At 55.6% G+C, this 23,510-nt stretch carries 21 protein-coding genes, 3 tRNA genes and 2 pseudogenes; 15 read left to right on the top strand and 11 right to left on the bottom strand.

Features of this window, described 5'->3' with window-relative positions; translation table 11 throughout:
• The 4 genes and pseudogenes from ACB033_RS15920 to ACB033_RS15935 all read left to right on the top strand — a co-directional run.
• A pseudogene (locus tag ACB033_RS15920) lies at positions 1–634 on the top strand (type VI secretion system tip protein VgrG); the annotation flags it as partial.
• 40 nt (positions 635–674) lie between these two features.
• On the top strand, positions 675–3,197 hold the full coding sequence (locus ACB033_RS15925) for a glycoside hydrolase family 19 protein (protein ID WP_371140616.1): 2,523 nt from the start codon (positions 675–677) through the stop codon (positions 3,195–3,197).
• Positions 3,198–3,199: 2 nt separating this feature from the next.
• On the top strand, positions 3,200–3,604 hold the full coding sequence (locus ACB033_RS15930; protein WP_139430717.1) for a lysozyme inhibitor LprI family protein: 405 nt from the start codon (positions 3,200–3,202) through the stop codon (positions 3,602–3,604).
• Positions 3,605–3,973: 369 nt separating this feature from the next.
• On the top strand, positions 3,974–4,372 hold the full coding sequence (locus tag ACB033_RS15935; RefSeq protein WP_139430718.1) for a hypothetical protein: 399 nt from the start codon (positions 3,974–3,976) through the stop codon (positions 4,370–4,372).
• Between the two features lie 122 nt (positions 4,373–4,494).
• Here the strand turns inward: ACB033_RS15935 and ACB033_RS15940 are convergent.
• Positions 4,495–4,632 (bottom strand): annotated as a pseudogene (locus ACB033_RS15940) (IS5/IS1182 family transposase); the annotation flags it as partial.
• Between the two features lie 48 nt (positions 4,633–4,680).
• On the opposite strand from ACB033_RS15940, the gene ACB033_RS15945 reads away from it, so the two are divergent.
• On the top strand, positions 4,681–5,169 hold the full coding sequence (locus ACB033_RS15945) for a hypothetical protein (protein ID WP_139724157.1): 489 nt from the start codon (positions 4,681–4,683) through the stop codon (positions 5,167–5,169).
• 64 nt (positions 5,170–5,233) lie between these two features.
• On the opposite strand, the gene ACB033_RS15950 is transcribed toward ACB033_RS15945, so the two are convergent.
• From ACB033_RS15950 to ACB033_RS15965, 4 genes are all read right to left on the bottom strand, one after another.
• Positions 5,234–5,680 carry a hypothetical protein gene (locus tag ACB033_RS15950; protein WP_139724159.1) on the bottom strand — a complete coding sequence of 149 codons (447 nt, stop codon included), beginning with the start codon at positions 5,678–5,680 and terminating at the stop codon, positions 5,234–5,236.
• An 89-nt stretch (positions 5,681–5,769) separates the two neighbouring features.
• Positions 5,770–5,845 (bottom strand) — tRNA-His (locus ACB033_RS15955).
• Positions 5,846–5,894: 49 nt separating this feature from the next.
• A tRNA-Arg gene (locus ACB033_RS15960) sits at positions 5,895–5,971 on the bottom strand.
• A gap of 36 nt (positions 5,972–6,007) precedes the next feature.
• Positions 6,008–6,084 (bottom strand) — tRNA-Pro (locus ACB033_RS15965).
• A 203-nt stretch (positions 6,085–6,287) separates the two neighbouring features.
• Between ACB033_RS15965 and folD the strand changes: the two genes are divergently transcribed.
• Entirely contained in the window at positions 6,288–7,151 is an 864-nt protein-coding gene (gene folD / locus ACB033_RS15970; protein ID WP_005300012.1) for a bifunctional methylenetetrahydrofolate dehydrogenase/methenyltetrahydrofolate cyclohydrolase FolD, read from the top strand.
• A 110-nt stretch (positions 7,152–7,261) separates the two neighbouring features.
• Here the strand turns inward: folD and cspD are convergent, their stop codons facing one another.
• On the bottom strand, positions 7,262–7,480 hold the full coding sequence (cspD, locus tag ACB033_RS15975; protein WP_005300025.1) for a cold shock-like protein CspD: 219 nt from the start codon (positions 7,478–7,480) through the stop codon (positions 7,262–7,264).
• 229 nt (positions 7,481–7,709) lie between these two features.
• On the opposite strand from cspD, the gene clpS reads away from it, so the two are divergent.
• Positions 7,710–8,027 (top strand): ATP-dependent Clp protease adapter ClpS, encoded by a 318-nt coding sequence (clpS, locus tag ACB033_RS15980; protein ID WP_005300028.1) that lies wholly within the window; start codon positions 7,710–7,712, stop codon positions 8,025–8,027.
• Positions 8,028–8,086: 59 nt separating this feature from the next.
• Positions 8,087–10,336 carry an ATP-dependent Clp protease ATP-binding subunit ClpA gene (clpA, locus tag ACB033_RS15985; RefSeq protein ID WP_005300030.1) on the top strand — a complete coding sequence of 750 codons (2,250 nt, stop codon included), beginning with the start codon at positions 8,087–8,089 and terminating at the stop codon, positions 10,334–10,336.
• 69 nt (positions 10,337–10,405) lie between these two features.
• Here clpA and infA read toward each other — a convergent pair whose 3' ends face one another.
• The 3 genes from infA to aat all read right to left on the bottom strand — a co-directional run bounded on the left by infA (position 10,406) and on the right by aat (position 12,113).
• Positions 10,406–10,624, bottom strand: a complete 219-nt coding sequence (infA, locus tag ACB033_RS15990) for a translation initiation factor IF-1 (RefSeq protein ID WP_005300033.1) — start codon at positions 10,622–10,624, stop codon at positions 10,406–10,408.
• A 68-nt stretch (positions 10,625–10,692) separates the two neighbouring features.
• On the bottom strand, positions 10,693–11,409 hold the full coding sequence (locus ACB033_RS15995) for an arginyltransferase (protein ID WP_005300035.1): 717 nt from the start codon (positions 11,407–11,409) through the stop codon (positions 10,693–10,695).
• Positions 11,406–12,113: a leucyl/phenylalanyl-tRNA--protein transferase gene (aat, locus tag ACB033_RS16000; RefSeq protein ID WP_043171565.1), complete on the bottom strand. Its 708-nt coding sequence runs from the start codon at positions 12,111–12,113 to the stop codon at positions 11,406–11,408. The genes ACB033_RS15995 and aat overlap by 4 nt, the downstream gene beginning before the upstream one ends.
• Before the next feature lie 19 nt (positions 12,114–12,132).
• Between aat and ACB033_RS16005 the strand changes: the two genes are divergently transcribed.
• Positions 12,133–12,603, top strand: coding sequence for a glycine zipper 2TM domain-containing protein (locus ACB033_RS16005; RefSeq protein WP_017765515.1), 471 nt, complete (start codon positions 12,133–12,135; stop codon positions 12,601–12,603).
• A gap of 106 nt (positions 12,604–12,709) precedes the next feature.
• Here the strand turns inward: ACB033_RS16005 and ACB033_RS16010 are convergent, their stop codons facing one another.
• Both ACB033_RS16010 and trxB read right to left on the bottom strand, forming a co-directional pair.
• Positions 12,710–13,957: a diguanylate cyclase gene (locus ACB033_RS16010; protein WP_139724161.1), complete on the bottom strand. Its 1,248-nt coding sequence runs from the start codon at positions 13,955–13,957 to the stop codon at positions 12,710–12,712.
• A 57-nt stretch (positions 13,958–14,014) separates the two neighbouring features.
• A complete protein-coding gene (gene trxB / locus ACB033_RS16015; RefSeq protein ID WP_139430721.1) occupies positions 14,015–14,965 on the bottom strand; it encodes a thioredoxin-disulfide reductase in 951 nt (316 codons plus the stop codon).
• A 911-nt stretch (positions 14,966–15,876) separates the two neighbouring features.
• Here trxB and lrp point away from each other — a divergent pair.
• From lrp to ACB033_RS16045, 6 genes are all read left to right on the top strand, one after another.
• Complete coding sequence (lrp, locus tag ACB033_RS16020) at positions 15,877–16,368, top strand: leucine-responsive transcriptional regulator Lrp (RefSeq protein ID WP_005300047.1); 492 nt, start codon at positions 15,877–15,879, stop codon at positions 16,366–16,368.
• Positions 16,369–16,569: 201 nt separating this feature from the next.
• On the top strand, positions 16,570–19,098 hold the full coding sequence (locus ACB033_RS16025; RefSeq protein ID WP_139724163.1) for a DNA translocase FtsK: 2,529 nt from the start codon (positions 16,570–16,572) through the stop codon (positions 19,096–19,098).
• 77 nt (positions 19,099–19,175) lie between these two features.
• Positions 19,176–19,784 (top strand): outer membrane lipoprotein chaperone LolA, encoded by a 609-nt coding sequence (gene lolA, locus ACB033_RS16030; protein WP_139724165.1) that lies wholly within the window; start codon positions 19,176–19,178, stop codon positions 19,782–19,784.
• 70 nt (positions 19,785–19,854) lie between these two features.
• A complete protein-coding gene (locus ACB033_RS16035; RefSeq protein WP_139724167.1) occupies positions 19,855–21,198 on the top strand; it encodes a replication-associated recombination protein A in 1,344 nt (447 codons plus the stop codon).
• Between the two features lie 339 nt (positions 21,199–21,537).
• Positions 21,538–22,833, top strand: coding sequence for a serine--tRNA ligase (serS, locus tag ACB033_RS16040; protein WP_010634209.1), 1,296 nt, complete (start codon positions 21,538–21,540; stop codon positions 22,831–22,833).
• A gap of 186 nt (positions 22,834–23,019) precedes the next feature.
• On the top strand, positions 23,020–23,508 hold the full coding sequence (locus ACB033_RS16045) for a CvpA family protein (protein ID WP_005300057.1): 489 nt from the start codon (positions 23,020–23,022) through the stop codon (positions 23,506–23,508).
• Positions 23,509–23,510 lie beyond the last annotated feature (2 nt).

Consider the following 23,510-nt stretch of genomic DNA (forward strand, 5'->3'; position numbering starts at 1 on the left):
CACCGTGCTGCGCACCGAGACCCACCAGGGTGAGGGCTTCAATGAGCTGCGCTTTGAAGACCAGGCTGGCAAGGAAGAGATCTACATCCACGGTCAGAAAGACCTGAACGTGCTTATCGAAAGTGATGCCGCCTGGCATATCAAGCACGATCAGCACACCGATATCGACAATGAGCGGGTAACCCGTATCAAGGCCAATGACCACCTGACGGTGGAGGGCGAGAAGCGCGATCAGATAAAAGCCGACTACTCGCTGACGGTGGATGCCAGCCTGCACCAGAAGTTGGGGCAGTCCCTGCTGGTGGAAGCCGGTCAGGAAGTGCATATCAAGGTGGGTGACAAGCTGGTGCTGGAGGCTGGTTCTGAAATAACCCTCAAGGGAGGCGGCAGCTTTGTGAAAGTGGATCCGAGCGGCATCAAGCTGGTCGGTCCCGCCATCAAACTCAATGCCGGCGGCAGCGCAGGTTCAGGCTCTGGCTGGGGTGGCAAGGCCCCCGTGGTGCCCAAGGGGGTAGAAGTGGTCAAGGCTCCCGAACTGGTTGAACTGGTCAAGGCTATCCCCACCGAGAAGGCGATGGAGGCGTTGCTCAAGGAGCAAGGGCCTGCGCAGACCTTTTTCGTGCCATCCCGCTAGGGGCCATAGTTCGTACGATTACGAGTGAAAAGAAAATAAGATGAAAACCCTATATCCAATGCAAGTGGGAGGCGGTGATGCTCCCAAAGAAGTTGCCTCACTTGAAGAGTTCATCGGCATGCTCAATGGTGAGCCGGGCGGCACTTTCCTGCTCGGCGGCAACCGTATTTGGCATGGCGGCATTCATTTTAGCGACAAGGGAGGTTGGCATCCAGGGGGTGCCGTACGAGCTATTGCTGATGGAGAGATAGTGGCCTACCGCATCGCGTCCGATCCCGTTGCCGTGACGTTGAAGCCGGAAAAAGGAAAGCCTGGTGAGCCAATTACTCTGCATACCTCCCCTTCATTTTGCTTGGTCCGGCATCGCTATGAGGCCACAGAAGAAGTTTCCGGACAGCAGCAGCCAAAGAGCAATACCCTTACCTTCTACTGCCTCTATATGCATATAGCCTGCAAAAACGCTTATCAGGGTGAGCCTGAACGTTATGTGCTGACAGGGAGTGGTGTCGCTATATACAAGGCTATTGCAAGTCTGCAGTTTCAGAAAGAGGATAAGCTCGGTACGGCTCGCAAGGGGGTTGACGTTACCTTGATTGGAGCACCATCGCAGCGGATGAATCTGAATAATGAGCCTTATTCTTACCAGCTAGTCAGCTATGCGACTCCAAAGAGCGATGATCCGTCAGAGTTTTATGTAGCTTCACAGTTTATCAAGGAAGAACGCAAGATTGAGCCCAGCTGGATGATGGCCAAGCAAGATATTCCTTGTCTCTATCCTGTCAGTCGCAACAGCTATCTGCGTAAAAGTAAAGATCAGGGTGAAGCTGTAACAGCAGGATTGCCAAAAACGAGCAAAGTAGCACGAACCACAGCTCAGCCCGTCGTATTTTCCAATATGAAGGAGTATCTCGAGATTGAGGTCTGGGAGGTTACGCAAGGCAAACTTACCGATGGTAAAGGGAATGTTGTACCCAATGCCTCGAAAGGTGATCGTTATTGGATTGCCAAAGAGATGTTGGGTCAACCCAGCGATGCCATTCGGCATACCCCCATTGTTTACGACAAAGTGGAACTGCGACATACCAATCCCATCCCTGTCAAGGTCGGTGAGGTGGTTGGACATTGGGGAGAGCATGAGACACCGAAACTGACGGCCAATGGTTTTGATCTCAATGAGGATCGTAAAGCAATCCATATGGAGATATTTGTCACAGAGAGTGACAAGGATGCTCTTGGTAAATGTATCAGCAATGAAGGGAAGTTGGCCAAGGGACAAGAGTATTTGCTGCTCAAAAATGGGGATCCGCTAGACACCTATAAGTTGACCAAGGAGAATAATAAAATCGGTTACAGCAAGGTGGGAGACTTTGGCCCGCTGGAGGCACCCAAACCGATAAATACTCAAGATATCGTGACCCATGGTGCCGACAAATTTGTGAAGGTGGCCGAAGATCAGTATGTGCTTATTAGTGGTGACACCCGTTTGGTGAGCCAACATGAATGGGCCAGCTTGGGTGTGACACTGGTTGATGGCGGCTCGGATCCCGACGGATTCCTGGACAAGGCTGACACTGACGGCAAGGAGGGGGGAGACTTTTTCAGTACCCTTTACGAAGAGCTGGTGACAGATCGGGATGGCAGTATCAGTGCCGATGAAATCCAGGCGGCGATGGCTGAGAAAATGGTTGCAGAAAAAGTGCGAAAGCTGTTTATCAAGCACGAAAGTGAATGGGTAAAGCGCGATACGTGGCCAAGGCTCGAGCAAGAGCTAAAAAACATGCCCAATCTGTATAAATATGTACTGGAAGTGACCAATGACATGGCCTGGATAGAGCAGGCTGCTGAAGTAGTGGGTGATACCAAACCTTGGTTTATTCATCCGGCTGGAATGATGGGGCTGGTGGCTGATCCTGTCTCTGATGATGAAATGGATGAAAAATGGCTCATAGTTACCAAGGGGCAGCTTACATTTGACGCAGAAGGAAATGATGTTGAAAATAGTACTTTCTTCTCAAGAAGAATCCATTGGCCAGGTAATAGTGAGTCTGGTGTAACAATCGGTCGTGGATATGATATTGGAAGTCGCTCAAAAGAAGAAGTATACCGTGATTTATTTGGCTCAGGGGTTCCTGATAATATCGCCTCATTAATATCCGATGGTGCGGGAATAAAAGGGGGGGCTGCATCTAATTTTGTTTTGGCAAATAAAAACTCGACCTTAATAACTAGGAAGTCACAGCATCGTTTATTTGAAAAAATATACCCTGATTATGTTCTCAGGGCAAAATCAAACTATGATCGCTGGACTACAGCTCAAAGTATTAACGATGCTAATATCCCAAGTGTATCTATATCTGATAAAATCAATTGGGAAATCTTAGACGATAAGGTTAAAGATGTTATTGTTGATTTAGTTTATCAGGGTTTTACGAAAGGCCCCAAGCCCATGATCTATGGAATGTTAAATGATAGACAAAAATACGCCGATTACATCAAAAATAACCCCACCTTGAGCCAATATGAACCAGGGCGTAAAAGAGCTAAATATCTAACTGGAGAATAACTGTGAAAAGACTATCTTTTTTCCTATTTTTTATATCATTGAATGTGTTTTCAAGCACAGATAGTAATTGTGATATCTCTGCGCCAGCTACCAATCTTGCTGCTTGTTATGAAAGTAAATCAATACAAGCTGATACTGAGTTAAACAAAATATATAATAATTTAAAGTCTACATTGTCATCTAGTGGTTATGATAAACAATCTAAAGAAAAATACTGGAGTCAACTGGTTCAATCCCAAAGGAATTGGATTAAGCTCAGAGACGCTCAGTGTAACGCAAGGGGGGCTTTCTTTGAAGACAGTTCTATCGCTCAACAGATAGAAATTAAAAAATGCCTTATGAATGTGACAAAGGAAAGAGTATTTTTCTTGAATAATGAGATTCAATTTATTCATGATTTACCTTGATAGGCAAGGCTGATGGCCAAGGAAGGCGCTGCATCAGCTTTGTGCCCATCAGATGGTTGTGTAGCATATTAGCTTTTTTACAAAACAGCATATTAGGCAAAAAATATAGAAGGAAGCAGCCTATCCAAATCGCTTCTTTTATTTGGTCAGTATTTCTCCAGTAACAAATTCAGTCTAGGCATCCATCATGGGAAGACGTTGATCCAGTAAGTCCGTACGGTGGAAAAATCTGGGACACCCAGGATTTTTGACCCTGCTAGATACTCAACCATTTACTCAGCAGGAGATGAGTAAAAAGTGGTATGGACGGCTTTGTCGAGATTGGCGAGGTTTTGTTGAACAGCGTATTATCACTCTAGAGTAACTTAAATGAATAAATATTTGGCCTTGGTTTTTATTCTGTTGTCTTCTGTCTGCCGTGCTGAAGATATTGGCGTAGACTATCGATGCTTTGTTAGTCCCAATGGTAAAATTAAAATGCGAATGATGTGGGCCTCCACTGTAGGTTGGGTTGGAGGATATGTTCAATATGGGAAAAACAAAGATAAAATAACTATAGTTCAAGTGAATTATGAAGAAGAGACGAATGATGAAGGTCGACCATATGCTGTTAATAGTGACTGGGTTGAAATAATTGATGGCAAGGTAAATGGACGGTATCACTTTGGTTACCAAGGTGCTAACTTTGACAATGTTTTTTATATAAATGCTAAAGGAAAGAAATTTGATTTTTCTCAGGCATTAGAAAATTATGAGGATTGTTTTTGATTGCGGTGGTTGTGAAATACTGAGGCACCTTATTCTTCGGGTGTACAGATCTAGTTATCACCTGACGGCGTTGTTGCCCAAATCAACCATCAAGTCATCACTTCCCCATCCCCGGGTGACAGCTACACTCGGGGCTTTCTGACTGGCAGGCCCATGGTATTCAGTTTGTTTATGGTGCTTACATACGCTATGACTTCCTCCACTTGGCCGTTGTAGTTACGCAGACTAATTTTCCCCGCCAGCAACTGCTTGAACCGATATTACCTAATAGGCATTGATAATAGTGATTGAAAATTTGTGAGGTCATAATGGGGAAGTATGGTTTTTTCATTTTAAATTTATTTTTTCCCACTTTGTTTGTGAATGCAGCTGATCTTATTCAAGGGCCATATAGGATAAGTAATGATACAGCGAGCGTTAAAATTGAGAAAAATGATGACATAAACTGCCCATTATCTATAGTTATATATGATAAATCATCACATTATGAGTTGGATAAAATATGTGAGAACGGCGATTACCCGAATCTCAGGAGCGTTTTTTTCTTTACTCTGAAAGGTGTTAATCATATAGGAACTATAGTTTCATGGCATAATAAGCATCAGGCAGAAGGGATTGATGAGACAAATTTTGAAGTTAAGATTTATAAAAATAACGCTGGTGGAGAATATACTGTTGATAAGGCAAAGACTTTGGATCCAGTTTTAAGTGGCACAGAGGATGGGGCCGGTGATGGAACATATAAGTTTAACAATGCAATATCGGTAAAGAAGTATATGAAAGAAAGATATGGTTAAGAGTTTGGCAAGGTGCGATAGGCATCCAGTGAGAATATGGGGTGCACACCTTTTTCATAGCTGTTTAGCTGCATGTTAAAGAGTATTGCTGGCAGTGGATAAGCTGGTAGTAGCATGCACAAATATAGTTACCATATGACACTGGTCTCAAACCGGTGTCTTGCTTACACCACTCTAAGAGCACACCTTCTTCGGTACCAATTTCAGAGCCATCTTGAGCATGCAATAAGGGGGCCTGTCCCTCCATCATTAGGCCCTGACAAGACCACTGTTTGTTGTAGTGTTCTAGGTAGTTGTCCAGACCTGTTTGCATCTGCTCCACCGGTTCGTCCGGGTAGTGCTGATCGAGCAGGCGACTTTGCTCGTCATTGAGCACAATCGTTTGTTCTTGGTGGTTTTTCTCGAGGCGCAACAAACGTCGTATCTGGAGTGCAGGTTGTGACGTTGCCATTACGCCACACACACCACCCGTACCGGCACTGATGCCTCCCTTGAGGCCCATTACAGACATTTTGCAGGCAACCATCAGGACGCAGGAATATAGGGTTATTTCTACTGGATTGAAATAGCTAAGATTGGATGTTTTCTGAAAGGAGATAATGGGGTGGCTGATGGGGCTCGAACCCACGACAACCGGAATCACAATCCGGGACTCTACCAACTGAGCTACAGCCACCACTGAAAATATCCATTAATACCTGCATCGGGGAGATGCATGTCATCAATGGCGCGCCCTGCAGGATTCGAACCTGCGACCCACGGCTTAGAAGGCCGTTGCTCTATCCGACTGAGCTAAGGGCGCATTGCCTCGACAAGCCTGGCGGCATGTCGAAAAACCTGGTCGGTGATAAAGGATTCGAACCTTTGACCCTCTGGTCCCAAACCAGATGCGCTACCGGGCTGCGCTAATCACCGAAAATCTCGTCTCCAGCATAGCGACAGCGGCTGTACTGGGCAACGGGCCGGCATCATACCCAAGCGGGAAAGCCAGCGTCAACGAATTTTTCCACCAATGAATTCAAATGCCTACTTATTGCCCTCCATGCGAGAGCCGCTAACACCCGTGGCAAAAAAATGCGACAATGCGCGGCAGTTGAACACATGGTGAGTGAAGAACGATGTCTGCCAAAATCATTGATGGAAAACAGGTTGCGCAAACGATTCGCAATCAGGTCGCAGCGCAAGTCCAACAGCGGTTGGCACAAGGAAAACGGGCGCCGGGTCTGGCGGTGATCCTGGTCGGGGTAGATCCTGCCTCTCAGGTCTATGTCGGCAGCAAGCGGCGTGCCTGTGAAGAGGTGGGCTTTATCTCCCGCTCTTACGATCTGGATGCGACGGCAAGCCAGGAAGAGTTGCTGGCACTGATCGATAAGCTGAATGAAGACGCGGACGTTGACGGTATTCTGGTGCAGCTCCCCTTGCCGGCTCACTGCGATACGACTCAGGTATTGGAGCGGATCCGCCCCGACAAGGATGTGGATGGTTTCCACCCCTACAACGTGGGTCGGCTGGCACAGCGAATTCCGGCACTGCGCCCCTGCACGCCCAAAGGTATCATGACCCTGATTGAAACGACCGGGGTCAAGACACACGGCTTGCATGCGGTGGTGGTCGGTGCGTCCAACATCGTTGGCCGGCCGATGACACTGGAGCTGCTGTTGGCCGGTTGCACTACCACTACCTGCCACCGTTTCACCCAGGATCTGGAAGAGCAGGTTCGCCGTGCCGACCTGCTGGTGGTCGCCGTTGGCAAACCCAATTTCATCCCGGGTGAGTGGGTCAAGCCGGGGGCACTGGTGATCGACGTGGGTATCAATCGGTTGGCGGATGGTTCTTTGGTCGGTGACGTGGAGTTTGAGACGGCCCGCAACCACGCATCCTTCATCACGCCCGTACCGGGTGGAGTAGGCCCCATGACGGTAGCCAGCCTGATGGAAAACACCCTGAGCGCCTGTCAGGACTATCACGACAACGCAAAATGATCTTTGCCTGACTGACCCGCCAGGAGAATGCACTTCTCCTTTGGCTCGCAGCAATAAGAAAACCGGCAAGCCGCAAGGTTGCCGGTTTTCTTATTTATCCAGTTCGACTCTTACATGTTCTGTGCTTCGTTTGGCACAATGACAGAGGCATGATTGCCTTTCGGCCCCTGCTGCAGTTCGAAGTTGACTGCTTGACCTGCTTTCAACGTCTTGTAGCCTTCCATTTGTATCGTGGAGTAGTGGGCGAAAATATCTTCGCCACCTCCTTCCGGACAGATAAACCCAAATCCTTTTGCGTTGTTAAACCACTTGACTGTTCCGGTTGCCATACATCTACATCCTTTTATTGATTACCTTGAAGTCGTTGAGTAACCTGCGCCAGCCCTTTATAACTAGTAACATAGCCCATAGCAGACGGGCGCCGATTAGCAAGTAACCAATCTAGTCTAACTTTTGAGCGAGTCAAGGAGTTGTTAACAACTGATGTGATCTGGTTAACAAGTCTATTGACCAATCTTGTGTTAGGCGGTAGTAATCTAGAGGTACCAAAGCGCGATTATGAGCAAGCAGAAAGAACTCTTTGCTAATGAAGAGATTGCAGAGGCAGAGAAAACCAAGCTGCAACCGCCACCCATGTACAAGGTCGTCCTGAACAACGACGACTACACACCGATGGAGTTCGTGGTGGAGGTGCTGCAAAAGTTCTTTGGTATGGATTTGGACAAGGCCACTCAGGTGATGCTGAGCGTGCATTATAGTGGTAAGGGAGTCTGTGGCACATTCACCGCCGAGATTGCCGAAACCAAAGTGGTCCAGGTCAACACCTATGCACGTAACAACGAACATCCACTGCTCTGTACCATGGAAAAGGCTTGAATCTGATGACTTGATGGCGATGACGACACCACATTGTTGCTGTACTAGGGGAGGTGCCTATGTTGAATAAAGATTTAGAAAAGACGCTGAACGAGGCTTTCAAACTGGCCCGTGACGAGCGCCACGAATTCATGACCGTCGAGCACCTGTTGTTAGCCCTGCTGGATAACAGCTCAGCCAATGAGGCGCTGAGTTCTTGTGGTGCTGACGTGGAGCAGATGCGCAAAGAGATCAGCGCATTCATCAGTCAAACAACCCCGCTTATCCCCCGTGATGATGAAGACCGCGAGACCCAGCCCACACTGGGCTTCCAGCGCGTGCTGCAACGCGCCGTGTTCCACGTTCAGTCCTCCGGCAACACCGAGGTCAGTGGAGCCAACGTGCTGGTTGCCATCTTCAGCGAGCAGGAGTCCCAAGCTGCTTACTTCCTGAAAAAGGCCGAGATCAGCCGGCTGGATGTGGTCAACTTCCTCTCCCATGGGGTACGCAAAGACAGCAAACCGGACAACAGCAACAACGTCGAGTCTGACGATGAGGTCTCTGCTGCCCAGATTGAGAGCTTTGCCACCAACCTCAATCAGCTGGTACTGGAAGGGCGTATCGATCCCCTCATCGGGCGCGATCAGGAGCTCAACCGTACCATTCAGGTGCTCTGCCGCCGTCGCAAGAACAACCCCTTGCTGGTGGGCGAAGCCGGGGTGGGCAAGACAGCCATCGCGGAAGGGCTGGCCTATCGTATCGTCAAGGGTGATGTGCCCGAGGTGATTGCGGGCAGTACCATCTACTCCCTGGATATGGGGTCGCTGCTGGCGGGGACCAAATATCGCGGTGACTTCGAGAAGCGCCTCAAGGTGCTGCTCAAGCAGATCGAGCGCCAGGAAGGGGCCATCCTGTTCATCGACGAGATCCACACCATCATAGGGGCGGGGGCTGCCTCCGGTGGTCAGCTGGATGCGGCCAACCTCATCAAACCGTTGCTCTCCAATGGCTTGCTGCGCTGCGTCGGCTCTACCACCTATCAGGAATACTCCCAGATCTTTGAAAAAGACCGCGCCCTGGCGCGTCGCTTCCAGAAGATCGACATTGTCGAGCCCAGCGTGGATGACACTACGCGCATCCTGATGGGCCTCAAGAGCCGCTATGAGGCTCACCACGGGGTACGTTACACCGTCAAGGCCATTCGTGCAGCGGTGGAGCTCTCCGCCAAATACATCAATGACCGCCATCTGCCGGACAAGGCGATCGACGTGATCGACGAGGCCGGGGCGGGTCAACGCTTGCTGCCGGTGAGCAAGCGCAAGAAAGTGATCAATGTGCAGGAGATCGAAACCATTGTTGCCAAGATTGCCCGCATCCCGGAGAAATCAGTCTCCTCTTCCGACAAGGAAGTGCTGAAGAACCTGGAGCGCAATCTCAAGATGGTGGTCTTTGGCCAGGACAAGGCCATCGAGGTACTGACAGACTCCATTCGCCTCTCCCGCTCAGGGCTGGGCAACGAGCGTCGCCCTGTGGGCTGCTTCCTGTTTGCCGGCCCGACCGGGGTAGGCAAGACCGAGGTCACCCAGCAGCTCGGTAAGGCGCTTGGCGTGGAGGTGCTGCGCTTTGATATGTCCGAGTACATGGAGCGCCACACCGTCTCTCGTCTGATCGGGGCTCCTCCCGGTTATGTGGGGTTCGAGCAGGGGGGTCTGCTGACCGACTCTGTCCTCAAGCATCCGCACTCAGTGGTACTGCTGGACGAGATCGAAAAAGCGCATCCGGACGTGTTCAACCTGCTGCTGCAGGTGATGGACAACGGCACCCTGACTGACAACAACGGGCGCAAGGCGGATTTTCGCAACGTGATCCTGGTGATGACCACCAACGCGGGGGTACAGGAGACCCAGCGCAAGTCAATCGGCTTCCAGCAGCAGGATATGAGCCACGATGCCATGGCGGTGATCAACAAGACGTTTAGTCCGGAGTTTCGCAACCGGCTTGATCACATCATCTGGTTCAACCATCTGGACATGCAGATCATCCATCAGGTGGTCGACAAGTTCATCGTCGAGTTGCAGGTTCAGCTGGATGCGAAAGGGGTATCCCTTGAAGTGTCCGAGGGTGTCCGCCACTGGCTGGCCGAGAAAGGGTATGACAGGGCCATGGGGGCAAGACCCATGGGACGGGTCATCCAGGAACACCTCAAGAAACCCCTGGCCAACGAGATCCTGTTCGGGGCGCTGGTCGATGGGGGGGTTGTGAAGGTTGAGTTGATAAACGACAGCCTCAGCTTTGACTATCAGGTCAATGTTGAAGCCGTTTCCCACTAAGCATTGAACAGTTGAAAGACCACAAAAAACCCCAACCGAAAGGTTGGGGTTTTTTGCTGAATTCCTGGCTTAGCGAGAGCGGAAAACAATACGTCCCTTGGAGAGATCGTACGGAGTCAGAGCTACCGTTACTTTGTCTCCAGTCAGGATACGGATGTAGTTTTTGCGCATCTTGCCGGAAATATGAGCGATAACCACGTGACCATTTTCCAGTTCCACACGGAACATGGTATTGGGCAGGGTTTCGAGAATAGTGCCCTGCATCTCAATACTGTCTTCTTTAGCCATTGAATCCTCTTGATAAGCCACAACAAAAAACCGCTGGATCATGCCGGATTTAAGGCTATGTGTAAAGTTTACTCGGGCTTGCTGTCGATATTTTTCCATTCTCCCTGTATCAGACGCTCATGAGGCAGGTACTGGCTCTTGTAATTCATCTTGCGGCACTCCTCCACCAGGTAGCCCAGATACAGCCAGCTGCGGCCTGTGCGCCTGGCCAGTTCCAACTGGCTCAGAATGGCAAAGGTACCGAGTGAGCGATCGGCATGGGCCGGGTCGAAGAAGGTGTACATTGCGCTGAGGGAATGGGGCAGCAGATCCGTAGTAGCAACCCCGATCAGCCGATTATCCTTGCGCATTTCCAGATAGAGGGGAGGCATCCAGTCGCAATGGAGAAACCCCTTGTACTGGGTGCGGCTGGGGGGATACATGCTGCCGTCATGGTGGCGTTCGCGAATGTAGCGCTCATAGAGCTGATAGTATTCGGGCTTGTCATCGTAGCTCAGCACCAGCTCGATATCCCGGTTGAGCTGGCGGATCCGCTTCTGGCTGCGGCTGGGCACGAACCGTTCGCTGTGGATGCGCAGTGACTGGCAGGCATTGCAGGCCGGGCAGTGGGGGCGATAGATGTCGTTGCCACTGCGGCGGAAGCCGGCCGTCAGCAGGCGCTCGTAACCGCTGGCGTTGAGCAGGCTGTGATCCATCAATACCAGCAGCTGTTCCTGTTCATGACCCAGATAGCTGCATTGATGCTTGGGGGTCAGTCCTACCTTGAGGATCACTTCTTCGGTCATAGTGTCATGCTCCCCGCCTGCCAGCAGCCGGCCGCCAGTGGTTGCCGACTCAGCTGGGTCAGCGTCGTCAGGAATTTGCTTCTCGGCCACTCCTCTATTCCCATGGTGGCCAGAAAGTCGTTCTGCATCTGGCAATCGATCAGGGCCCCGTTATGCCGGGCAAAGTGCTGGCAGAGGGCTACCATGGCCAGCTTGGCGCCGTTGTCGATGCGACTGAACATGGACTCGCCACAGAACACCCGGCCGAGGGAGAGGCCGTAGAGGCCGGCCTGCAGCTGACCATCCTGCCAGATCTCGATGGAGTGGGCATGGCCAAGGCGGTGCAGCTGTCGATAGGCGTCGATCATGGGTGTGCTTATCCAGGTTCCACTGGCACTGCGACGGGGGGCGGCGCAGGCCGCTATCACCTCATTAAAGGCGCGATCGATGGAAATATCGAATGGGGTACGGCGGATAAATTTGCGCAGGCTGCGGCCGATGTGCAGTTGCGCCGGCTGCACTACGCCTCTGGGGTCGGGTGACCACCACAGCAGCGGCTGGTGGGGCTCGTTCCACGGGAAGATCCCCTTGTGGTAAGCTGCCAGCAAACGGGCGGGGGAGAGATCGCCACCGATCGCCAGCAGGCCGTTGGGTTCATCCAGGGCGTGCTCGGGGTCGGGAAACCAGCACAGCTCATCATCCAATTGGGTAAGATAGCGAGACATAAGGCAACGAGGTTCATAGATGAAGGCCATTATCCTGATAGTATCCAGCTTGTTCTGCTTTGTCACTGCGCCCGCCTGGGCTCAGGTCTACGAGCGCAATACCGCCAGGCCCGTGAATCAGGTGGTGTTTGGCCAGGTTGAAACGGTGCGCAACATCACCCAGCGTCAGATCCTGGAGTCCGAGCGTTCAGGCTGGAAAACCTTGGGCGGCGCCGTGCTGGGTGGTCTGCTTGGCAACCAGTTCGGTGGCGGCCATGGTCGGGAAATCGCCACCGCTGTCGGGGCCCTGGCGGGCGCCGCGGCGGCGCAGCAGTATCAATCCGGCGGCACAGTGGTGGAGAACAAGCTGGTGGAACTGCTCATTCGCAACGAACAGAACGGGCTGATCAACGTCATTCAGGATTACGATCCGGCCATGGTATTCATGAACGGCGATAAGGTGCGCATCCTCTATTTCGACGATGGCGTGCGGGTCGACAAGACCTACTGAGCAGGGCTGTGACATGACGGGAGGTAACAGGAGGGGAACCCGACGTGTGCCCGGGGAGGGGCTGCGGTCGGGCGGTACTACACGACGAGCATCCGGGATGGTGCGATCAGGCCGCTGAGCCTTGAGACACTATCTTGTCACGACCGGTGTTCTTGGCCTGATAGAGCAGGCGATCCGCTTCGCTCAATGCCTCGTCCATGGAGACGCGCCCGACCTGGATCACCCCGAAACTGGCGCGAACGAACAGCCGCGTTTCCCGTGACAGCGGTTGCTGGCGCATCTGCTGGCGCAACCCTTCCAGCCGCTTGAGCAGCACGGGCACGGTGCAGTGGGGCACCATCAGGGCAAACTCCTCGCCACCAAAGCGGGCGATCATGGCATCGGGGAAGAACTGGGTGAGCAGACGGGTGAGGTGGCACAACAGCTGATCGCCGATGGCGTGACCCCAGTGATCGTTGACCTGCTTGAAGTGATCCACATCGAGCACGCACAGTGCAAGCGGCGTCTCTTGGCGCTGGTGTTCCTCGAACCATTTTTGACCCTCGTTGAACCAGTAGCGCCGGTTGTAGAGCCCGGTCAGGTAGTCACGATTGGCCGACTCCTGGATGCTGTTGAACTGCTCCAGCGCCTCCAGATTGTGGCTGACCCGGCACTGCAGCTCTTCCGGCTCGAACGGCTGGTTGAGGAAGTCGTTGGCACCCTGTTTGAGGTAGCGGGCGGAGAGGCCGCGTTTGTCCGACACCGAGATCCCAATGATGGCGAGCTGCTGCTTGCTGTAGCGCTCGCGCAACATGCGTACCAGGCTGATCCCGTCAATTTCTGGCATATAGTAGTCGACCAGCACCAGCCGGATGGCCGGGTTCTGTTCGAGCTGGGCCAGCGCTTCACGGGCATGGCTCGCCTCGTGCACCTGCAGCAGTTGCTTGCGCAGCTGGGCCATGGTGCGGTGGCGGGAGGTACGGGAATCATCGACCACCAGCACTTCGATGCGCTGGTTGAGGTAGAGGCGATGGACCAGGCTGACGGCATACTGCAGGGAGTGACGTGAATCTTTCATCACGTAATCGAGCACCCCGGCCTCAAGCCAAGCTTCCCGTTTCTCCTCGCTGATGTCGGCGGTGAGGATCACCACCGGCAGGCCGCGCTCCAGCAATACCTTGACCGCTTCTCCGCTGGGGGCATCCGGCAAGGTGAGATCCACCAGGGCAACCACATACTCTTCTCCCCGACAGTGTCGGGCCCCTTCCAGGGTTTCGAACGCATCTATTTCCAGCCTGGTTTGCTGGGCAATGGCCTGGATCAGCATGCGACGAATAGTCAGACTATCCTCGACAATCAATATTTTCTGTTTCATCCGGCTCCTTAAAGCAAAAAGGCATGCCTTGCGGCATGCCTTTTATATCCCTTGTGCTTATTGCGCGTCCAGATAACGCTCTGCATCGAGGGCGGCCATACAGCCGGTACCGGCGGAGGTGATGGCCTGACGGTAGGTGTGGTCAGCCACGTCACCGGCGGCAAAAACCCCTTCGATGCTGGTCTGGGTGGCAAAGCCGTCGAGGCCGCCACGCACCTTCAGATAGCCGTTCTGCATCTCCAGCTGGCCGTCGAAGATCTGGGTGTTGGGCTGGTGACCGATGGCGATGAATACCCCCATCAGCGGCAGATCCTGGGTGGTATCGTTCAGGGTGTTGCGCAGGCGTACACCGGTCACCCCCATGTCGTCACCCAGCACTTCGTCCAGGGTCTGGTGGGTGTGCAGCACGATGTTGCCGCTGGCAACCTTGTCGTGCAGGCGCTTGATCAGGATCTTCTCGGCGCGGAACTCGTCGCGGCGATGGATCAGGTGCACCTTCTTGGCGATGTTGGCCAGATAGAGTGCCTCTTCCACGGCGGTGTTGCCGCCGCCGACCACGGCCACTTCCTGGTTGCGATAGAAGAAGCCGTCACAGGTGGCGCAGGCGGAGACGCCGCGGCCCTTGAAGGCCTCTTCGGAAGGCAGGCCCAGATACTTGGCAGAGGCGCCGGTCGCGATGATCAGCGCATCACAGGTGTATTCGCCGTTGTCGCCCTTGAGGCGGAACGGACGCTGGGTCAGCTCCACTTCATTGATGTGATCGAACAGGATGCGGGTATCGAACTTCTCCGCATGCTCTTTCATGCGTTCCATCAGGGCCGGACCGGTCAGACCCTCGGGGTCACCGGGCCAGTTCTCCACTTCGGTGGTGGTAGTCAGCTGACCGCCTTGCTGCATGCCGGTGATGAGCAGCGGATTGAGGTTGGCACGGGCGGCGTAGACAGCCGCGGTGTAACCAGCCGGGCCGGAGCCCAGGATCAGCAGTTTGCTATGAGTGACTTGGCTCATGATGTGATTTCCGAGACGTGATGAGTTTGCGCGATTGTAGGTAATTCGTGATATGGGGTCAAAGGCCAGTGCGTCGATTGCATCAATCGGCCTCAAGGCCCTTCATGAAGGGGAAGCGCTCTCTTGTCACGGGTTGTTTGTCACGGGTTGTCCCTGGCTGTCGTCATGGGCCCGGGCGAGCAATGCCTGGTGGCCCCACGGCCGACAACAAGAGGAGTGGGGCTCATGCGTACTGGATTGCAGGCACAAGTGAACCGGACCCCGCTCACATGGAGACAAGCTCGCCAGGATTGACAGCTTCTGGCGCAATGGGGCCCGCCGTGGGTGGGGCAATTTGGCTGCGATGGGGCTCACCAAGAGGCCCGGTTGTCAGCGAGGGTCGCTTCGGCGGTGCTGCTTGGGGGAGGGGCCTGGGCTCTCTTGCCGAAGAAACGCCCTCGTTATGGCATGTCGGATGCAAAACACGCTGGGGTGGTGAGGTGCATATCTATAGAAAGGAGGGAAACACGAGAGGGCTGCAGCCGGCTTGGCGGCCTTGGCTGATCGTTGTGGTGACTCTGCCTTGGCGAAAAGATCGGCGATGCAGGACAAAATAGCAGCAGTGGCAGCGTGATAATCTGCATTGGCAAACTCATTGCCGCTTCCTGCGCCGCTTTGGGCGAAAACGGTATGGTTTCGTGCTGTTAGTTAACGTACACTGGCCAGAACCATGCCTAAGCGGTATTCATGGTTTTTTATTTCTTCAGGTACACCGATAATCATGCTATCCCTCGACTATCGATTGGTGTTTTGTGTTGCAGTTATTTTCAGCAACATTTGCGCCTAGCATATTCAGGTATTGACAGGATTTGTGACCATAATTATAAAATGACTGGTGATTCTTACCAAAAAATAGCCAAAGGATGGAATAAATGATGGAAGCTAAGAGTCGGCTAAAGGATTTGGACAGGATTGACCGCAACATTCTGAATGAGCTGCAAAAGGATGGCAGAATTTCGAACGTTGAGTTGTCCAAACGTGTTGGCCTGAGTCCCACACCGTGTCTGGAACGGGTTCGTCGCCTCGAGCGACAAGGGTATATTGAAGGATATGCCGCCATTCTGAACCCTCATTATCTGGATGCGTCTCTGCTGGTATTCGTGGAAATTACTCTCAATCGCGGTGCCCCGGATGTATTTGAACAGTTCAACAAGGCTGTTCAGGTGCTCGAAGAGATCCAGGAGTGCCATCTGGTCTCCGGTGATTTCGACTATCTGCTCAAGACCCGAGTCAGCGACATGTCGGCCTACCGCCGCTTGCTGGGGGAAACCCTGCTGCGTTTGCCCGGCGTCAACGACACCCGCACCTACGTGGTGATGGAAGAGGTCAAACAGAGCAGTCGGCTGGTGATCAGCACCCGTTGAGTTGGGTTATGCTGTGGCTTGCCAGCCTTGCGACAAGTCACGACATTCAGAAACGAGCGGCCGGTCCGCTCGTTTCTTCTTATCGTGCCGGTTGTGAATACGGTCGGCACATCGGGCACTGGCTGACAACCGGTGGGCTTTTCAGGGATACTAGGCCCCCTTATCCCCCTGCATTACATGTTTTCAGAAAGGAGCCGGAGTTTGGCCGATAAAAAGCTGTTTACTCCTTTATCAGGTACACAACGGATCTTCGAAGCCGTCTTGATCGCCATCACCCTGATGGCTGCCTATCTCTTGCTTGCCCTGTTGTCCTACCACCCCGCCGATCCCGGTTGGTCCCAGACCTCCTGGCAAGGGGAGGTGAAGAACCTCGCCGGCAGCGCGGGGGCCTGGCTCGCCGATATCACCATGTTTACCTTCGGGGCTTTCTCCTACCTGGTGCCCCCCCTGGTCGTGCTGCTTGGCTGGAGCCTGTTCTGGCGCCCGAGCCGCCTGCTCGATGTGGACTACCTTACCCTGTCGGTGCGCATCGTCGGTTTCATCCTGACCGTGCTCGGCATGTCCGCCATCGCCAGCATGAACTTCAATGATCTGCAGAACTTCTCCGCCGGCGGTCTGGTGGGGGATGTTATCTCCTCCGCCGTGGTGCCGCTGTTTGGCGGCGTCGGGGCCAACCTGCTGCTGCTCTGCTTCGTGGCCACCGGCATCACCCTGTTTACCGGCTGGTCCTGGCTCACCATCGTCGAGCGGATCGGTGCCGCCTGCACCGGCTCGGTCAGCGCCGTTTATCACTTTCCTGCCACCCTGGGCCGCTGGCTCACCGGTGGCTGGCGCCAGCCCCGTTACGAGGGGCCGGATCCCCTGCTGGAAGGGGGCGTGGGTGCCATCGAGCTGGGTGACGACGAGGAGGATGAGCCACATACCGGCTGGACCCGTCGTCCTAAGGAGAAGGTGGCCGCCAAGGGCCAGAAGGCCAAGTCCGAGGAGTGGCTGCCCGAGCTCGACGAGGATACCTTCCAGTTCGATCCGCAGTTTGACGACGACGATGATGACGCGCCTGCGCCGGTTACCCGCACCAAGCGGACCGCCGCTGCCGGCGTCCGTCGTCAGCCCGCGCTGGTGACGGCCGATGACGAGGACGATGATCTCGACTTGCCCTGGGCCGAAGGGGATGAGGAGGCGCCGGCACCGGCTGCCCCTACTCCTGGCAAGCCCAAGCGCCGTCTGCAACCAGGACTGCCCCCCTTACCGAGCATCGAGCTGCTGGACCGTCCGCCCGCCAAGACCCAGATGATGAGCAAGGACGAGCTGGAGCGTATGGGCCGGCTGGTGGAGGCGAAACTCGCCGACTACAACGTGCAGGCCAAGGTGGTGGGCGTCTATCCGGGCCCCGTCATCACCCGCTTCGAGCTGGATCTGGCACCCGGTATGAAGGCGAGCAAGATCACCAACCTCTCCCGCGACTTGGCCCGTTCTCTGTCGGCCAGCAGCGTGCGGGTGGTGGAGGTGATCCCGGGCAAGACTTATGTGGGGATCGAGCTGCCCAACCGGGTGCGTCAGACCGTCTACCTGCGCGAGACCCTCGACTGCGAGGCGTTCTCGGGCAGCCGCAACCCGCTCACCATGGGCCTGGGTCAGGACATCGCCGGCGAACCCGTGGTGGTGAACCTCGCCAAGATGCCCCACCTGCTGGTGGCTGGTACCACAGGTTCCGGTAAGTCGGTGGGGGTGAACACCATGATCATCTCCATGCTCTACAAGTCGACGCCGGACGATCTGCGCTTCATCATGATCGACCCCAAGATGCTGGAGCTGTCGGTCTACGAAGGGATCCCCCATCTGCTGACCGAGGTGGTGACCGACATGAAGGACGCCGCCAATGCCCTGCGCTGGTGCGTAGGCGAGATGGAGCGTCGCTACAAGCTGATGTCGGCGGTCGGGGTGCGCAACCTCAAGGGCTACAACGACAAGGTGCTGGCGGCCATCGAAGAGGGCGACCCCCTGCTGGATCCGCTGTGGCGTCCGGGCGACTCCATGGATCAGATGCCGCCTGAGCTGGAAAAACTGCCCCATATCGTGGTGGTGGTGGACGAGTTTGCCGACATGATGATGATCGTCGGCAAGAAGGTGGAGGAGCTCATCGCCCGTATCGCCCAGAAGGCGCGGGCGGCCGGTATTCACCTCATTCTCGCGACCCAGCGTCCGTCGGTGGATGTGATCACCGGTCTTATCAAGGCCAACATCCCGACCCGTATCTCGTTCCAGGTGTCGAGCAAGATCGACTCCCGTACCATCATCGACCAGGGCGGTGCGGAATCCCTGCTCGGCATGGGCGACATGCTCTACATGCCGGCCGGTACCTCCAACCCGACCCGGGTGCACGGCGCCTTCGTCGATGACCACGAGGTGCACAAGGTGGTGGCGGACTGGAAACTGCGCGGCGAGCCGAACTACATCGAGGAGATCCTCTCCGGTGAGTCGGGCGGCGAGGGCGGCAGCGGCGAATATGGCGGTGGTGACGACGAAGAGCTCGACCCCCTGTTCGACGAGGCGGTGGCCTTCGTGGTGGAGTCGCGCCGTGGTTCCACCTCCAGCGTGCAGCGCAAGTTCAAGATTGGTTACAACCGGGCGGCCCGTCTCATCGAACAGATGGAAAACCAGGGCATCGTCAGCGCCCCGGGCGGCAATGGTCAGCGCGACGTGCTGGCCCCGCCGCCGGTGCGGGACTAAGGCTCACCCCTCTATCATCCTGGCCATGCCCTCTGCGGGCATGGCCTTTTATCGAGATAGCCGTTATGAAAAGCGTGATGAAAAAACAACTGTTGGTGGGCACTGTGCTGCTGGTGGCCAGCAGCCAGGCGTGGGCCGATGCGGCCAGCGATCTCAAGCAGAAACTGGCGGGGGTGAGTCTCTTCTCCGCCAAGTTTGCCCAGGTGGTCTATGACAGCAAGGGCAAGGAGCTGCAGCGTGCCGGCGGTACCCTGCTGGTGCAGCGTCCCAACCGTTTCAACTGGCATACCACCACGCCGGACGAGAGCCTGATCGTGGCCGATGGCAAGGATGTCTGGATCTACGATCCTTTCGTCGAGCAGGTGACGGCGCTCAAGCTCAAGGATGCGGTGCTCAACACCCCCTTCGTGCTGATCGCCGGCAACGACGATTCGCTCTGGAAGAACTACGACGTGACCCAGCAGGGGGATGTCTACACAGTCACCAGCCGCAACCAGGACGAGTTGATCGCCTCCTTTCGCATCACCTTCGACCGTCAGAACAACATCAACCGCTTCGACGTGAAAGAGGCCCAGGGGCAGTGGAGCGAGTTCACCCTGAGCAACTTCAACCGCAAGCCGGCGCTCAAGGGCAACGAATTTGTTTTCAAGACGCCTGCGGGGGTCGCACTGGACGATCAGCGCTGATGCGCAAGCAGGCGCTGGCTTTATTGGCAGGCCGCCCGGCAACGGCGGCCTGCACCCTTCCTGACGGTCAATGCAGATGAGCAATTTATCGCTGGATTTCTCGTCGGACTTTCGTCCGCTGGCGGCCCGGATGCGGCCGCAAACCCTCGAGCAGTACATAGGTCAGCAACATATCCTCGGGCCCGACAAACCGCTGCGCAAGGCGATCCTGGCGGGCCACTGCCACTCCATGATCCTGTGGGGCCCTCCTGGCACCGGCAAGACCACGCTGGCAGAACTGGTTGCTCACTACTGCCATGCCGAGGTGGAGCGGCTCTCGGCGGTGACCTCCGGCATCAAGGAGATCCGCGCCGCCATCGACAAGGCCAAGGAGAACAGCTGGCGCGGGGTGCGCACCATCCTCTTCGTGGACGAGGTGCACCGCTTCAACAAGAGCCAGCAGGATGTGTTCCTGCCCCACATCGAAGACGGCACCATCACCTTCATCGGCGCCACCACCGAGAACCCCTCGTTCGAACTCAACAACGCTCTGCTCTCCCGGGCCCGGGTCTATCTGCTCAAACGGCTGGAGGAGCTGGATATCCTCGCCATGATCGATCAGGCGATGCAGGACCCCCGTGGCCTCAATGACCCGAGCCTTGCCTTCGCCCCCGGGGTGAAGGAGGCGCTGGCGAAAGCCGTGGACGGGGATGGGCGCAAGTCCCTCAACTATCTGGAGCTGTTGGCCGACATGGCCGAAACCGACAGTGCCGGGGCGCGGGTGATCGACAGCAGCCTGCTCGCCGCCGTGGTGGGGGAGCACGTGGCGCGCTTCGACAAGGGGGGCGATCACTTCTACGACCTCATCTCGGCGGTACACAAGTCCATTCGCGGCTCGGCGCCGGATGCGGCGCTCTATTGGTATGCCCGCATGGTGAGCGCCGGTTGCGATCCGCTCTATATTGCGCGCCGGCTGCTGGCGATTGCCTCAGAGGATGTGGGCAACGCCGATCCCCGTGCCATGCAGGTGGCGCTCTCGGCCTGGGACTGTTTCCATCGCATCGGCCCGGCGGAAGGGGAGCGGGCCATCGCCCAGGCGATCGTCTACCTCGCCTGCGCCCCCAAGAGCAATGCGGTCTACACCGCCTGGAAGGCGGCGCTTCATGATGCCAAAAACCTGCCGGACTTCGAGGTGCCGCCGCACCTGCGCAACGCGCCGACCAGGCTGATGAGCGAGCTGGGCTACGGCGCCGAGTATCGCTATGCCCACGACGAGCCGGGCGCCTATGCCGCCGGCGAGCAGTACTTCCCACCTGAGCTGGCTGGCAAGCAGTACTATCAGCCCACCGATCGCGGCCTTGAGAAGCAGATCGGCCAGAAGCTCGACTACCTGCACGAACTGGACAAGCAGAGCCCGCGCCAGCGGGAGAAATAACCGGCCGGGGCAGGGGAGTGGCCGCGCCTCTGCCTGACCAATTCGGGCCGATTGCACGTTAATTGGTCAGCCGATTTGATCCAGGTCGTCATCCCCCGGAAAACAGGGCAAAACGGGCGCAATAGTCCCTGTTCGGGCGGGGGGGCGGTCTGATACACTGCCCCTCTGACCCCGCTTGTCTTGGCCTGGTGCCATCTTCTTGATTTCGAAGGCTTGCTCTTGTTGGCCCGATGCAAAAAGACGACAGGGGTGTGCCAACCGATGTTAACTTCCGGATCTGTTTCCCAGCCCGTCATGATGACTCAGGCCCAGATCCCATTTTAAAAAAGTAGGTAAACCATGCTGGATCCCAAATATCTGCGCAGCGACATCGACGATGCCGCCGCTCGTCTGGCGACACGTGGCTACGCTCTGGACGTAGCGGCTGTCAATGCTCTGGAAGAGAAACGCAAGGATCTGCAGTCCCGTACCCAGGAGCTGCAGGCCGAGCGCAACGCCCGCTCCAAATCCATCGGTGAGGCTGCCCGTCGCGGCGAAGATGTTGCCCCGCTCAAGGCCATCGTTTCCAAGATCAACGAAGAGCTCGAGACCAGCAAGGTCGAGCTGGATGCCCTGCTGGCCGAGCTGAAGACCATCGCCGACGCCATCCCCAACCTGCCGAGCGACACCACTCCGGTCGGTCGTGACGAGAACGACAACGTAGAAGTGCGCCGCTGGGGTACCCCGCGCGAGTTCAGTTTCCAGGTGCGCGATCACATCGATCTGGGTGAAGCGGCCAAGGGCGTTGACTTCAAGAACGGCGTCAAGCTCTCCGGTTCCCGTTTCGTGGTGATGAAGGGCCAGATCGCCCGCCTGCACCGCGCCCTGGCCCAGTTCATGCTGGACCTGCACACCCTGCAGCACGGTTACACCGAGTGCTACGTGCCCTACCTGGTCAACCCTGACAGCCTGTACGGCACCGGTCAGCTGCCCAAGTTCTCTCAGGATCTCTTCAATACCGGCATCGAAGGTGAAGGGGAAGAAGAGGGCAAGGTTCGCAAGTTCTCCCTGATCCCGACCTCCGAAGTGCCGCTCACCAACATGGCCCGCGACGAGATCTTCGACGAGCAGGAACTGCCCATCAAGATGACCGCCCACAGCCCCTGCTTCCGCTCCGAAGCGGGCTCCTATGGCCGTGACACCCGCGGTCTCATCCGCATGCACCAGTTCGACAAGGTCGAGATGGTACAGCTGGTGCACCCGGAAAAATCCTGGGACGCGCTGGAAGAGATGGTGGGTCACGCCGAGAAGGTACTGCAACTGCTGGAGCTGCCGTATCGCGTGATGGCACTCTCCACCGGTGACATGGGCTTCTGCGCTGCCAAGACCTACGATCTGGAAGTGTGGCTGCCGGCCCAGAACACCTATCGCGAGATCTCCTCCGTCTCCAACTGCACCGACTTCCAGGCGCGCCGCATGCAGGCTCGCGTGCGCATCGATGGCAAGCCCCAGCTGCTGCACACCCTGAACGGCTCTGGCCTGGCGGTGGGTCGCACCCTGGTGGCCGTGCTGGAGAACTACCAGCAGGAAGATGGCCGCATCGCCATCCCGGCTGCGCTGCAATCCTACATGGGCGGCCTGACCCACATCGGGTAAGCACTCATTGCAGACGACAACGCCATGGCATGCCATGGCGTTGTGCATTCTGGCGCCGGTCAACCGTTTTAATCGTGAATAAATCTGCGTTGCCGGCGCCTCTTTGAACATGTAACACAATTTTATCAAGCATTGCGCAATCGTTTTTGTTAGACTGCGCCGCAATTTCGCAGGACATCTTTTTCTATGGTCTGGATTGATTACGCCATCATCGGCATCGTCGGTTTCTCTGCTCTCATCAGCCTGGTGCGCGGCTTCGTCAAGGAGGCCATGTCTCTCGTCACCTGGTTCGTCGCCTTCTTCATCGCCAGCCATTTCTATCCCGATCTCGCCGTCTACTTTACCTCATTCAGCGATCCCCTGGTGCGCAATGGCCTGGCCATCGCCGCCCTGTTCGTGGCGACCCTGATCCTGGGCAGCGTGGTCAACTACGTGGTGGGGCTGCTGGTGGACAAGACGGGGCTGTCCGGCACCGACCGGGTGCTCGGCATCTGTTTTGGCGCAATTCGCGGGGTACTGATCGTCAGTGCCCTGCTTTTTTTCATGGATACCTTCACCAGCCTCTCCCAGAGCGACTGGTGGGTGGCATCCAAGCTGGTGCCCGAGTTCAAGCCGGTCATCCAGTGGTTCTTCGGGTTCATGCTGAACTCATCGAGTTTTCTTAAACAGGTATAGTG

The sequence above is a fragment of the Aeromonas sp. S15(2024) genome (assembly GCF_041402265.1).
In the GTDB taxonomy this organism is placed as follows: domain Bacteria; phylum Pseudomonadota; class Gammaproteobacteria; order Enterobacterales; family Aeromonadaceae; genus Aeromonas; species Aeromonas dhakensis.